Here is a 12,433-nt window from a genome sequence, read left to right as displayed (position 1 = left end):
AACCCGGCGCGGCCGGCGGGCGGCTGACCGGGGCTGACGGCGGCTCAAGGCCCGGGGGAGCCGATTTGCCCGCCTTTGCAACAATGGAAAGGTGACTGTTGCAGCAACTCCTCCCGCTCCCAAGCTGGAACTCCCGCCCCTGAAGCTGGGTCCCATCACCGTGGACACGCCGGTGATCCTGGCGCCCATGGCCGGCATCACCAACTCCGCCTTCCGCAGGCTCTGCCGTGAGTACGGCGGCGGCATGTACGTGGCGGAGATGGTCACCTCCCGTGCGCTGGTTGAGCGGACCCCCGAGTCCCTCCGGATCATCTCGCACGACGACGACGAGAAGGTCCGTTCGGTCCAGCTGTACGGCGTGGACCCGGTCACCGTGGGCGCCGCCGTGCGGATGCTGGTGGAGGAGGACCGTGCCGACCACATTGACCTGAACTTCGGCTGCCCCGTCCCGAAGGTCACCAGGCGCGGCGGCGGTTCGGCACTGCCCTGGAAGATCGACCTCTTCACTTCGATCGTGCAGACCGCCGTGAAGGAAGCCGCCAAGGGCAACATCCCGCTGACCATCAAGATGCGCAAAGGCATCGACGACGACCACCTCACCTACCTCGACGCCGGCCGGATTGCCCGCGATTCCGGCGTCACCGCCGTCGCGCTGCACGGCCGTACCGCGGCGCAGTTCTATTCCGGGCAGGCTGACTGGTCCGCCATCGCCCGACTCCGCGAGGCCCTGCCGGACATCCCCGTGCTGGGCAACGGGGACATCTGGTCCGCAGAGGACGCCGTCCGGATGGTCCGTGAAACCGGCGTGGACGGTGTAGTGGTGGGCCGCGGCTGCCAAGGGCGGCCGTGGCTGTTCGGCGATCTGCAGGCCGCGTTCGAGGGCAGCGACGAGCGCCACCGGCCCAACCTGCTCCAGGTGGCCGACGGCGTGTACCGCCACGCGCAGCTGATGATCGAAACCTTCGGCGGCGACGAGTACAAGGCCCTCCGGGAGATCCGGAAGCATATGGCCTGGTACTTCAAGGGGTACCCGGTGGGCGGGGACCTGCGGGCCAAGCTCGCCACGGTGCCGACACTTGAGGTCCTGCGCTCGCTCCTGGATGAGCTGGACCCCGAGGTGCCCTACCCCGGCGTCGATTCCGAGGGCCCGCGTGGCCGCGCAGGCTCACCGAAGAAGCCGGCGCTGCCCAAGGACTGGCTGGACTCCCGGGCGCTCAACGACGCGCAGTCGAAGGACATTGCCGCCGCGGAGCTGGACGTTTCCGGTGGCTGAAACTCCCTTGGCTGAGACTCCAATGTCCGGGCCGGCCGCCGCGTTGGCGCGCGCCGCCTACGACGCCGACGATTCCGCCCGCTGGGTGGAAGAACCGCCGAAGAGCACGTACCGCTCCGACTTCGAGCGCGACCGTGCGCGCGTCCTGCATTCCTCCGCACTGCGCCGGCTGGGGGCCAAGACGCAAGTGGTGGCACCGGACACCGACGACTTTGTCCGGACCCGCCTGACGCACAGCCTGGAAGTGGCCCAGGTGGGACGCGAATTGGGCCGTGCCCTGGGCTGCGATCCGGACGTGGTGGATACCGCCTGCCTGAGCCACGACCTGGGCCACCCGCCGTTCGGGCACAACGGGGAGTCGGCGCTGAACGAGGTGGCGCACGCCATCGGCGGCTTCGAGGGCAACGCCCAGACCCTTCGGCTGCTTACCCGCCTCGAGCCCAAGGTGCTGACCGCGGATGGCCAGCCGGCCGGGCTGAACCTCACCCGGGCCAGCCTGGACGCGGCTGCCAAGTACCCGTGGTCCGCGCTGGAAGCCCCGGTCATCCACGGCCAGCGCACCAGCAAGTTCGGCGCCTACGAGGATGACCTTCCCATCTTCAACTGGATCCGCCGCGGTGCGCCCGAGCGCCGCTCCTGCCTGGAAGCGCAGGTCATGGACCTTGCGGACGACATCTCCTATTCCGTCCACGACGTGGAGGACGCCATCGTGGCCGGGCACTTCCAGCTGCGGTGGATGGACAACCCGGACCACCGCGCCCGCGTGGTGGGTTACGCCAAGCAGTGGTACTTGCCGCACAACGACCCCGCGGCCATTGACGCCGCCCTGGCCCGCCTCGAGGCTACGGACGTGTGGGTCCGGGAGGCGGACGGCAGCCGTAAGTCCATGGCCGCCCTGAAGAACATGACCAGCCAGCTGATCGGCCGGTTTTGCCAGAGCGCGCTGGAAACCACCCGTGCCGTGTACGGACCGGGGAGGTTGACCCGCTACGAAGCCGAGCTCATGGTGCCGGACGAAACGGTCATGGAGATCGCCGTCATGAAGGGCCTGGCCACCACCTTCGTGATGACCACGGAGCACCGGCAGCCCATCTACGAGCGGCAGCGCGAGGTGCTGCACGCCCTCGTCACAGCGCTGAGCGCCACCGGGGACCGGCACCTGGAACCGATGTTCGCGGCCGACTGGCGGGACGCAGCCGACGACGGCGCCCGGCTGCGCGTCGTAATCGACCAGGTGGCGTCCCTGACGGACGGTTCGGCACTGGCCATGTACGAGCGCCTGGTGGGGAGCCTTCCGTCCCTGTGGTGATGAACGCCGTGGTGATGAATGCTGTGGTGACGAACGCCAGGACCTGGCAGCCGCCGTCGTACCCCGACACTAAGATTAGTCTGTGGCCGGCCTGATCAAACGCGAAGATATTGACGAAGTACGCCAGCGCACGGACATCAAGGAAGTTGTTGACGGCTACGTAACGCTCAAGGGCGCCGGGTTGGGGACCTTCAAGGGCCTGTGCCCGTTCCATGACGAGCGCTCGCCGTCGTTCACTGTCCGGCCCCAGGTGGGCCGCTACCACTGCTTCGGCTGCGGCGAGGACGGCGACGTCATCGCCTTCGTCCAGAAGCAGGACCACAGCTCGTTCCAGGAGGCCGTCGAGAAACTCGCGGCCCGCATCGGCTACGAGCTGCGGTACGAGGACGGCGGCACCGGCCCCAACCGGGAGGAAGTGGGCCGCCGGCAGCGGCTGCTGGACGCCCACAAGATCGCGGACGAATTCTTCCGCGCCCAGCTGCTGACTCCAGGGGCGGCGGAGGCGCGGACCTTCCTGCACGGCCGCGGCTTTGACCGCGCGGCGGCGGAGCATTTCGGCTGCGGCTACGCGCCGCAAGGCTGGGACGCGCTCCTCAAGCACCTCCGCGGGCGTGGCTTCACGGACGCCGAACTGAAGCTCACCGGCATGTTTTCCGAAGGCAACCGGGGTATTTACGACCGTTTCCGCGGCCGCCTGATCTGGCCCATCCGGGACATCGCCGGGGACACCATCGGCTTCGGCGCCCGCAAGCTCTACGAGGACGACCAAGGGCCCAAATACCTCAACACCCCCGAAACCGCGCTCTACAAGAAGTCCCAGGTCCTCTACGGCATCGACCTCGGCAAACGCAGCATCGCGAAGGACCGCCAGCTGGTGGTAGTCGAGGGCTACACCGATGTCATGGCGTGCCACCTGGCGGGAATCACGACGGCGGTGGCCACCTGCGGCACCGCGTTCGGCACCGAACACATCAAGATCGCCCGCCGGCTGCTGTCCGACGACGGCACCGGGGGAGAGGTGATCTTCTGCTTCGACGGCGACGCCGCGGGCCAGAAGGCCGCGCTGCGGGCGTTCGAGGAGGACCAGCGCTTCACCGCCCAGACCTACGTGGCTGTGGAGCCCACCGGAGCCGACCCCTGCGACCTGCGCCAAAGCAAGGGCGATGAGGCGGTGCATGCCCTGGTGCAGTCCCGCCGGCCGCTGTTCGAATTCGCCATCCGCGCCACGCTGAAGCAGTTCAACCTGGACACGGTGGAAGGCCGGGTGCAGGGCCTGAAGGCCTCCGTGCCCGTGGTGGCGGCCATCCGCGACGCGTCCACCCGCACCGGCTACTGCCAGGCGCTCACGGGATGGCTTGGCATGCCTGACCCGAACGAGGTGCTGCGGCTGGTGAATGCAGCGGTTAAGCGCGGAGACACCGGACGCCCGCCCGCACCCGGTTCCCCGCCCCAGGGCCAGCAGCCGCCCCCCGCTCCGGCCGGCGGACCGGGCGTGGCAGCGGGTCCGACGTCGGGAGCCGTGCCGTCCTTCCACCGGCCGGACCCCCGCGACCCCGTGGCCTCTATGGAGCGCCAGGCACTCGAGGTTGCCCTCCAGATGCCGTCCCTGCTGGAAGGCGGCGTGTGGGACCGGTTCGCCGTTGCCAGGTTCGCCACCCCGGCTTTCCAGGCCGTCCACGACGCCATGCGTGCCACCGGGCCGGGCCTGGTGGTGGATCCCGTGCGGTGGGTGGAGCACGTGATGCATGAGGTGCCGGAACCGCTGCGGCCGCTGGTATCCGAGCTGGCTGTGGTGCCGCTGCCCGCGAGCACGGAGGAAGCGGTGCAGAAGTACTGCCGGGACATCCTGTCCCGCCTGTTCGAGCTGCAGATCACGCGGGTCAAGGCGGACAAGATGGGCCAGCTGCAGCGGCTGGACCCGGCGGCGGATCCGGAAACCTACCAGCGGCTCAACCGGGAACTGCTGGTGCTGGAAATGGAGCGCCGGGCGCTGCGTGCCGAGGCGTAGCCTGGCTCCCGGCAGGGCCCGGTTCCTCGATTTCGTTTCCCGGGCAGGTGTTTGCTAGGCTAATACCCGCTTCATTCCTCCTTAGCTCAATTGGCAGAGCATTCGACTGTTAATCGAAGGGTTGCTGGTTCAAGTCCAGCAGGAGGAGCTTCCAATCCCCGTTCCGGTCTTCCGGAGCGGGGATTTTTGTTGTCCGGCGGGGCTGCTGGGCGTCCGGGGGCAACCCCTTTTGCCGCGGGAATCCGCCGATTTCACATTCGCCGGACACCTTTGCTAATGTCATACCTGCTTCATTCCTCCTTAGCTCAATTGGCAGAGCATTCGACTGTTAATCGAAGGGTTGCTGGTTCAAGTCCAGCAGGAGGAGCTTCACCAAAAAGTCCCCGTCCTTCCAGCTGGAAGGACGGGGACTTTTTCATGTTCAGACGAAATCCATTTCCACTTGCAGGAACCTCTCGGCCTCGGCGATGGCGGCCTCGAAGGCTTCCTTTTCCGTAGGGGACCGGCGCGGCTGCCGCGGGCTCCATTCATGCGAGGCCGAGTGGATCCGGACGAATCCGGTGTCCGGCGGCGCGTAGAAGATCCCGAACCGCTGCACGGGCCATTCCGGGGAGGTTTCCGGGGCCACCAGCAGGGCCGCCTTGAACGCGGGGTTGAACCATTGGGCAATCGGCCGGCGCCGGTCCTCGGTAAAGAGGCCGGCCGCGTACAGTGCAGCCGACTGCTGTCCCATCTGGGCGCGCAGCCGCTCCCACCACAATGGCAGAATCCCGGCGTCGCACCGTTGCCATGTGGCCGGAAGTGGCGGTTGATCCTGCCAGCTGGGCACGGACACATTTTATCGCGGGAGGGGCGCAGCGGGGGGCAGATTCCGAAGACAAGGGCAGGCCGGGCGGCTCCCGGCTAGGGCCGGTCCCGGTCCCGGTCCTGGTCCCGGCGCCAAGGGCCCGGGTTCACGCGGTACAGCAGCGCCGCGCCCGCCACAGCGCCCAGCGCGATGCCCATGGCGGGGTTGCCCATAACACGCCCCGCGAAATACCCCACGACGGCGCCCAGCACCGCGCCGAGGAATAGCCCGCGTCCATTGCGCTGCGGCTTGCGGGTCATGGGCTTCTTCCCTCCGGGTGCCTGCCGGGGCTGGTCAGTGGAACAGTCCATGGAGTGCATCAGTGGATTGACGGGACCGTGCGCGGGCGGACCACCAGCCAGAGGGCCGCGATGGCCAGCAGGATGCAGGCTGCCTGCACTGCCCCCATGGGCGTGGCGCTGGTGATGCCCAGCCAGCCCACCACCGGCGAAATGAGGCCGGCGATCATGAAGGTGGCTGCACCCAGGAGGGACGCCGCAGTGCCTGCCTGGGAGGCATGGCTGGCCAGGGCAAGGACCTGGACGCAGGGGAACATGAATCCGGTGCCCATGATGTAGAACCACAGCGGGACCATGACGCCCCACAGGCCGAAGCCCAGCTGGTCGAACAGCACGATCAGCATGGCCATGAAGAACAGCCAGGCCGTGGCCCCGGCCATGATCCACTGCGGGGGAACCCGGCGGATCAGACGCGAGCTGGTTTGCACTCCGGCCACGATGCCCAGGGAGTTGATGCCGAACAGCAGGCCGTACTCCTGGGCCGAGAACCCGAACACGTCCTGGAACAGGAAGGGCGAGGCGGAGAGGTACGTGAAGAGCCCGCCGAAATTAAGCCCCGCCACCATGAGCAGGCCCACGAAGATCCGGTCGCTGAAGAGCACGCGGTAACGCTGCCGGACGGTCATGCCGCTCTGGCCGCGCTTTTCCCGGGGAAGGGTCTCGCGGACAAGGAACAGGGCGGCGACAATGACCACGGTGCCGTAGGAGGCAAGGAACACGAAGATCCCGGGCCACTCCATCACCAGCAGCAGTTGCGATCCGATGACCGGTGCGAGGATCGGCGCCAGGCCGTTGACCAGGCTCATCCGGGAGAACATCCGCACCATCGCATACCCGGAGAAGAGGTCACGCACCATGGCCATCGCAACCACCCCGCCACCGGCAGCGCCGACGCCCATCAGTACCCGGAAGATGCCCAGCGTGCTGATGTCCGTGGACAGGGCCGCCCCCAGTGACGCGGCGATGTGCAGGGCCGTGGCCAGGATCAGCGGATACCTGCGGCCGAACTTGTCGCTGAACGGGCCCACCACCAGTTGCCCGAAGGCAAAGCCCACGGTTGTCCCGGCCAGGGTCAGCTGGACCTGGGCCTCGGTAACCCCAAGGCTCGCCTCCAGGGCGGGAAACGCCGGCAGGTAGAGGTCGATCGTGAACGGACCCAGGGCCGTCAGCGCACCGAGAAGGAGGATGTACAGAAGCTTCCGGCGTCGGCTCAGCAAATCACCCGGATTGGAGGGAGTGGTCACGGATGTCAATCCTAGGCCCGGCGGCCCGGGATTTTCAGCGTTGTAGGCTGCGCCGTCCGGCAAGCCCCGAAGTTCGCCCTGAACCTGAATGGTAGTTTTGTGCCGGGGACTGTGCCGAGCACTTTCCTGCAGGATACGGAAGCCGGATCGAACAAAACCAGTAAGGCGGAACCGATGAGCGGACGTCACAGCGGGGGCACCAGCCCCGGATTGCGCATCACCGCGCTGCCCAGGACGCTAAAACTCCTCTTCCGGCTGGCCCCGCGCCAGCTGAACGACGAGATCGCCTTCGCCAAGTTCGAACTCAAGCGCAAGGGCGTCCAGGTGGGCGTCGCTGCCGCCTTCTTCGCCGTGGCACTGGTCTTCCTGGCATTCCTGGTGATCGGGCTCATCGTGGCGGCCATCATGGGACTGGCCACCATCATGCCCGCCTGGCTGGCCGCTTTGCTGGTATCCGCGGCGTTCCTGCTGATAGCGCTCATCGGCGGCCTGATCGGCCTGCGCAAGTTCAAGAAGGCCATGCCCCTGCTTCCGGAAGAAACCATCCGGGGCATTAGGCACGACGTCGGCGTCGCCAAGGAAGGTTCCGCCTTCAACGCCGCGGTCCTCGACCCGGACAGCCCCGAGGCAAAAGCTGCCAAGGCTGCCAAGGAGCAGGCAGCCGCCAAGGCCAAGGCCGAGAAGGCGGCAAAGGCGGCCGAGCACGACAAGGAATTCCCGCACGCTTCCGAACCGGAGCTGGCACGCCGCCTCAACCAGCGCCGCCACCACCTCACCGAGGTCCGCGACGAGCTCGGCAGCGAACTGGACGTCAAGACGCAGGCGCAGTACCTGCTCGCCACAGCCCAGGGCAAGGTCCGGGAGGGCCAGGCACTCGCCCTCCGCGCCAAGGATTCCGCCGGCGCAAGGCTGGCCGCGCTCTCCGGCTCCACGGAGGGACTACAAATGCGCTGGAAGCCGCTGGCGGCACTGGCGGCCGCGGGGACGGTCCTGCTGGTCCTGCTCCGGAAGCTGATCCGGACGTACTAGCAGCCGGCCCACCGGCCACTGACCGCCGGCGCGCTTGCCGGCCACGACAAGACCGCGCCAACCAGGCGCAGGAAGGGAAGGGGGACGGGTGAAATTTATCGGTGCCGGTGCCCGTCCCGGCCGCCCGCAGGTTGACCATGACGTGGTCTTTACCATCCCTAACCTGCTCACCGTGGTGCGGTTCATGGGGGTTCCGCTCTTCATCTGGCTGGTCCTGGCACAGAAGGAATACGGCGCCGGAGTAGTTGTCCTCGCCGTCATGGCAAGCACCGACTGGATCGATGGCTACATCGCCCGCCGCTTCGACCAGGCTTCGAAGCTGGGCCGTGTCCTGGACCCCATCGCCGACCGGCTTGCCCTGATCGCCGTAGCGGTCACGCTGGTGATTGCCGGCGTGGTCCATTGGCTGTATCTGGCAGCGCTAGTGGTCCCGGACGCCGTCCTGCTGGTCCTGACGCTCTCGTTCTTCGGCGGCCACCCCGACCTTCCGGTCAGCGTGGTGGGCAAAGTGCGGACCGGGCTGCTGCTCCTGGGGACGCCGATGCTGGTTCTTTCAAAGCTGGATACCGGATTCTCGTACGGGTTGTTCGTGGCCGCTTGGATTGTGCTGGGCCTCGGTCTGATCGGCCACTGGATCGCGGCCTACAACTACTTTTGGGCCATCCTGCGGAAAGGCAGAATGCAGCAGCATTACGACGGCGGGACCACCTGATGGTCTGGGTGGCCGTTCTGCTTGCACTGCTTGGAGCCTTTTGCCTCGCCCTGGGTGCCCAGCGGCAGGGCAGCGCCGTCAAGGCAGACACCGGGGGGTTGGCACTCAGCTCGAACAGCTTCCTCCGCCTGCTCAGGAACCCGCGGTGGGTGTTCGGCCTCCTGCTGCTGTGCGCTGGCATGGCCATGAACGCGGTGGCGCTCGTGTCCGCCCCGCTCACTGTCGTCCAGCCAATCGGCGCCATCGCCCTCGTCATCACAACCATCATCAATGCCAAGGACCAGGACCTCACCATCAACCGGGCAACGGTAGTGGCCATTGCCGCTTGCGTGACCGGGTCTGCGCTCTTTGTCCTCCTGGCGGTCACCGTCACGCAGGAAAACCACCACGTCAGCCTCGACGCCGAACTCACCATCGTGCTGTTGCTGGCCCTCGCCGTTGGACTCTTCGGCACATTGGCCGTCATGTTCAAGCACCGGATAAACGCTTTCGTCTATATCCTCGGTGCCGGCGTCCTCTTTGGATTCGTGGCCGTCCTCACCCGCATCATCGGCAAACACCTTTTGGATCCCAACGGGTTGTTCCTGCTGAACGTGCAGTGGTATTCGGTAGTGGCCCTCATCGCCGCAGGAGGGCTGGGGTCATGGTTTGTCCAAAGCGCCTACTCCTCGGGTCCGCCAGACCTCGTGATCGCGGGCCTCACAGTGATCGATCCTCTTGTGGGGATAGCCATCGGGATCGTCATCCTCGGCGAACTCCGGCCCGATGTGCATGCCGTTATGGCCATTGCCATGGGTACCGCAGCTTCCCTTGCTATCGTTGGGGTTATCGCCCTTTCCCGCCACCATCCCGAGGTCACCAAGCGCAAGAAGGACGCGCGGAAGACCGCGGGCAGGCCGTCCCACTAGCCCGTTCCACTACAGATCCAGCAAAGTCCACGAAGCCGGGCAGAACCACGCCGGGCCAGCCGTGCTGCCAGTCATCGCTGTCCGCACCGTGACCATCAGGAGTTTTCCACGTGACCACGCCAGCCGACCAGCCTCCACTGACCATCCTGATCGCCGCGGACACCTATCCGCCCCACGTCAACGGCGCAGCCCAGTTCGGCTATCGCCTGGCCAAGGGCATGACCGGCCGGGGCCACAACGTGCACGTGCTGGCCTGCCGGGACGGCAAGGGGAAGAGCTTCACGGAGTTCCGTGAGGAGGCTACGGTGCACCGGCTCCGCTCCCACGCCGCCCCCACCCATGAATACTTCCGCATCTGCTTCCCTTGGGAAATCAAGAAGGAAATCAGCCTGCTGTTCGACCGCGTGAAGCCCGACGTGGTCCATATCCAGAGCCACTACATGATCGGCGAGCACGTTCTGTACGAGGCCGTGAAGCGCGGTGTGCGGATCGTGGCCACCAACCACTTCATGCCGGAAAACCTCAACCCGTTCCTGCCATTTCCGCAGTGGTTCAAGGACATCATCGGCCGCATCTCCTGGAAGGACATGGGCAAGGTGATGGGCCAGGCGGACGTGATTACCACCCCCACGCCGCTGGCGGCCAAGGCCATGCACGAGCATGCGTTCCTTCGCAAGGTCCTGCCGCTGTCCAACGGCATCGACTCCGCCGCCTACGAGCTGCAGCCGGGCGAGCTGATCGAGCCGCACCCGCACCCCACCGTGATGTTCGCCGGCCGGCTCGCGGAGGAAAAACACGTCGACGTCCTCATCCGGGCCATCGGCAAGACCCCGCCGGAACTGAACGTGCACCTGGAGATCGTGGGCGGCGGCGAGGTCCGGTCCGCGCTGGAGGAACTGGTGCAGCGGCTGGGTCTGGGCAGCCGCGTGAAGTTCCTGGGCCTGGTCAGCGACGAGGACCTGAGGAAGGCCTATATCAAGGCAGACCTTTTCTGCATGCCGGGCACTGCCGAGCTGCAGTCGCTGGTGACCCTCGAGGCCATGTCCGCCTCCACCCCGGTGGTGCTGGCGGACGCCATGGCGCTGCCGCACCTGGTGCGCGACGGCGAAAACGGCTACCTCTTCACCCCCAACGACAGCGATGACCTGGCCAAGAAGATAACCCAGATCCTCCAGCTGCCCAAGGACCAGCAGGAGGCCATGGGCAGGGCAAGCCGGGCGATGGTGGAACCGCACAGCATCCAGGGCACCCTGCAGACCTTCGAAGACCTCTACCGTGGCGCGGGTTACGAGGACAAGGTGGTCTAAAACCCCTTCCGGGTTTTGCTAGAGTGTTTTTGCCCTGCCGCCGCAGTTCGTTTTCGCTGTGGCCGGGCGGCACGGGGCTATAGCTCAGCTGGTTAGAGCGCGGGACTCATAATCCTAAGGTCCTCGGTTCAAGTCCGAGTAGCCCTACTCCTGAAACCGCGGCCGACGATTCTCGTCGGCCGCGGTTTCCTTTGTTAAGCGCCTGATGTGCGGTATGTTACTGACCAGTAACTTACTCCTCCCCGCTGTGGAGAGTACCGGCCGCTGAACACCTGGAGGGCAACCATGTCCACGCCTGCTGCAGACCCCTTTGACCTTCCCTACGCCGACGGCGACTTCTACGCCTTTGAGCAGCTGCTCACCGCCAAGGAGCAGGACCGGCTGGCCGAAGTCCGGGACTTCCTGGCGCGGGAAGTGCGGCCGATCGCCGTGGACTTCTGGAACCGTGGCGAGTTCCCGATGAACCTCATTCCCAAGCTCGCCGAGCTTGACCTGGTCAGCCCGGTCCGGCGGCAGGGCTGCTCCAACCTGTTCGCCGGCCTGCTCCATGCCGAAGTAACACGCGCCGATGCCTCTATCGCCACCTTCATGGGCGTTCACGACGGGCTGTTTACCGGGTCCATCGAAACCCTCGCCTCGCAGGAGCAGAAGGACGCGTGGCTTCCCGATATTTACGCCCTGAAGAAGATCGGAGCTTTCGGGCTCACCGAGCCGCTGGGCGGAAGTGACGTTGCCGGCGGTACACGGACCATCGCGCGGCGGGACGGCGCCAACTGGATCCTCAACGGGGCCAAGCGCTGGATCGGCAACGCCACCTTCTCCGACTGGGTCGTCGTGTATGCGCGCGACGTGGACGATAACCAGGTCAAGGGCTTCCTGGTGGATACCGCACTGCCAGGTTTCAGCGCGGAAAAGATTGAGAACAAGATCTCCCTCCGCACCGTCCAAAACGCCGACATCACCCTGGACAACGTGGTGGTGCCCGGCTTCTTCAAGCTGGAGCATGCCAACAGTTTCCGCGACGTCAACAAAGTCCTCAAAGTCACCCGCCTCGGTGTCGCCTGGCAGGCGGTGGGCCAGCAGCTGGCCACCTTCGATGTTGCCCGGCGCTACGCGGTGGAGCGGCACCAGTTCGGCCGGCCGCTGGCATCCTTCCAGCTGGTGCAGAGCCAGCTGGTCACGATCCTGGGCAACGCCGTCAGCTCCATGGGAATGATGGTGCGGCTCTCGCAGCTCGAAGACGCCGGGATGGCCAGGGACGAGCAGTCCGCCCTGGCCAAGGCCTTCACCACCGAGCGGATGCGGGACAGCGCGGCCATCGGCCGGAGCATTCTGGGCGGCAACGGCATCGTGACGGACTACGGGATGGCTAAGATCTTTGCCGACGCCGAGGCCATCTACTCCTACGAGGGAACCGCCGAAATCAACACCCTGGTCACCGGCCGGGCCATCACCGGCATCTCGGCCATCATTTGAGCGACTGCCTTCTGTCTCCGG

11 protein-coding genes and 3 tRNA genes are annotated in these 12,433 nt (G+C 66.3%); 11 read left to right on the top strand and 3 right to left on the bottom strand.

What is annotated here, in order from left to right:
• Positions 1-91 precede the first annotated feature (91 nt).
• From dusB to AC5RTT_RS11170, 5 genes are all read left to right on the top strand, one after another.
• Complete coding sequence (dusB, locus tag AC5RTT_RS11190) at positions 92-1,273, top strand: tRNA dihydrouridine synthase DusB (protein ID WP_494145240.1); 1,182 nt, start codon at positions 92-94, stop codon at positions 1,271-1,273.
• Between the two features lie 22 nt (positions 1,274-1,295).
• A complete protein-coding gene (locus AC5RTT_RS11185; RefSeq protein WP_494145242.1) occupies positions 1,296-2,582 on the top strand; it encodes a deoxyguanosinetriphosphate triphosphohydrolase in 1,287 nt (428 codons plus the stop codon).
• An 82-nt stretch (positions 2,583-2,664) separates the two neighbouring features.
• The gene (dnaG, locus tag AC5RTT_RS11180) at positions 2,665-4,590 is read left to right on the top strand and encodes a DNA primase (protein ID WP_494145239.1); all 1,926 of its coding nucleotides are present in this window, start codon (positions 2,665-2,667) and stop codon (positions 4,588-4,590) included.
• Between the two features lie 75 nt (positions 4,591-4,665).
• Positions 4,666-4,738 (top strand) — tRNA-Asn (locus tag AC5RTT_RS11175).
• A gap of 146 nt (positions 4,739-4,884) precedes the next feature.
• Positions 4,885-4,957: transfer RNA gene (locus tag AC5RTT_RS11170), tRNA-Asn, on the top strand.
• A gap of 54 nt (positions 4,958-5,011) precedes the next feature.
• Here AC5RTT_RS11170 and AC5RTT_RS11165 read toward each other — a convergent pair.
• The 3 genes from AC5RTT_RS11165 to AC5RTT_RS11155 form a co-directional block, all read right to left on the bottom strand.
• Positions 5,012-5,419 carry a hypothetical protein gene (locus AC5RTT_RS11165; protein WP_494010500.1) on the bottom strand — a complete coding sequence of 136 codons (408 nt, stop codon included), beginning with the start codon at positions 5,417-5,419 and terminating at the stop codon, positions 5,012-5,014.
• A 74-nt stretch (positions 5,420-5,493) separates the two neighbouring features.
• The gene (locus AC5RTT_RS11160; RefSeq protein ID WP_494145238.1) at positions 5,494-5,697 is read right to left on the bottom strand and encodes a YMGG-like glycine zipper-containing protein; all 204 of its coding nucleotides are present in this window, start codon (positions 5,695-5,697) and stop codon (positions 5,494-5,496) included.
• 59 nt (positions 5,698-5,756) lie between these two features.
• Complete coding sequence (locus tag AC5RTT_RS11155) at positions 5,757-6,980, bottom strand: multidrug effflux MFS transporter (RefSeq protein ID WP_494145237.1); 1,224 nt, start codon at positions 6,978-6,980, stop codon at positions 5,757-5,759.
• A gap of 174 nt (positions 6,981-7,154) precedes the next feature.
• Between AC5RTT_RS11155 and AC5RTT_RS11150 the strand changes: the two genes are divergently transcribed.
• The 6 genes from AC5RTT_RS11150 to AC5RTT_RS11125 all read left to right on the top strand — a co-directional run bounded on the left by AC5RTT_RS11150 (position 7,155) and on the right by AC5RTT_RS11125 (position 12,412).
• The gene (locus tag AC5RTT_RS11150) at positions 7,155-8,009 is read left to right on the top strand and encodes a phage holin family protein (RefSeq protein ID WP_494145236.1); all 855 of its coding nucleotides are present in this window, start codon (positions 7,155-7,157) and stop codon (positions 8,007-8,009) included.
• An 88-nt stretch (positions 8,010-8,097) separates the two neighbouring features.
• Positions 8,098-8,721, top strand: coding sequence for a CDP-alcohol phosphatidyltransferase family protein (locus AC5RTT_RS11145; protein WP_494145235.1), 624 nt, complete (start codon positions 8,098-8,100; stop codon positions 8,719-8,721).
• Positions 8,721-9,629: a DMT family transporter gene (locus AC5RTT_RS11140; RefSeq protein ID WP_494010495.1), complete on the top strand. Its 909-nt coding sequence runs from the start codon at positions 8,721-8,723 to the stop codon at positions 9,627-9,629. Before AC5RTT_RS11145 ends, AC5RTT_RS11140 begins: the two co-directional genes overlap by 1 nt.
• A 110-nt stretch (positions 9,630-9,739) precedes the next feature.
• The gene (locus tag AC5RTT_RS11135) at positions 9,740-10,936 is read left to right on the top strand and encodes a glycosyltransferase (RefSeq protein ID WP_494145234.1); all 1,197 of its coding nucleotides are present in this window, start codon (positions 9,740-9,742) and stop codon (positions 10,934-10,936) included.
• A gap of 73 nt (positions 10,937-11,009) precedes the next feature.
• Positions 11,010-11,083: transfer RNA gene (locus AC5RTT_RS11130), tRNA-Ile, on the top strand.
• A 138-nt stretch (positions 11,084-11,221) separates the two neighbouring features.
• Positions 11,222-12,412, top strand: coding sequence for an acyl-CoA dehydrogenase family protein (locus AC5RTT_RS11125; protein WP_494145233.1), 1,191 nt, complete (start codon positions 11,222-11,224; stop codon positions 12,410-12,412).
• Positions 12,413-12,433 lie beyond the last annotated feature (21 nt).

This window comes from Arthrobacter sp. Y3221157 (assembly GCF_059089865.1).
This window is presented reverse-complemented; position numbering and strand designations above follow the sequence as displayed.

Bases quoted from the DNA above. Each gene is read 5' to 3' on its own strand.
- AC5RTT_RS11140 (WP_494010495.1), top strand. From the start codon at position 8,721: ATGGTCTGGGTGGCCGTTCTGCTTGCACTGCTTGGAGCCTTTTGCCTC.
- AC5RTT_RS11150 (WP_494145236.1), top strand. From the start codon at position 7,155: ATGAGCGGACGTCACAGCGGGGGCACCAGCCCCGGATTGCGCATCACC.
- AC5RTT_RS11160 (WP_494145238.1), bottom strand. From the start codon at position 5,697: ATGACCCGCAAGCCGCAGCGCAATGGACGCGGGCTATTCCTCGGCGCG.
- AC5RTT_RS11125 (WP_494145233.1), top strand. From the start codon at position 11,222: ATGTCCACGCCTGCTGCAGACCCCTTTGACCTTCCCTACGCCGACGGC.
- AC5RTT_RS11185 (WP_494145242.1), top strand. From the start codon at position 1,296: ATGTCCGGGCCGGCCGCCGCGTTGGCGCGCGCCGCCTACGACGCCGAC.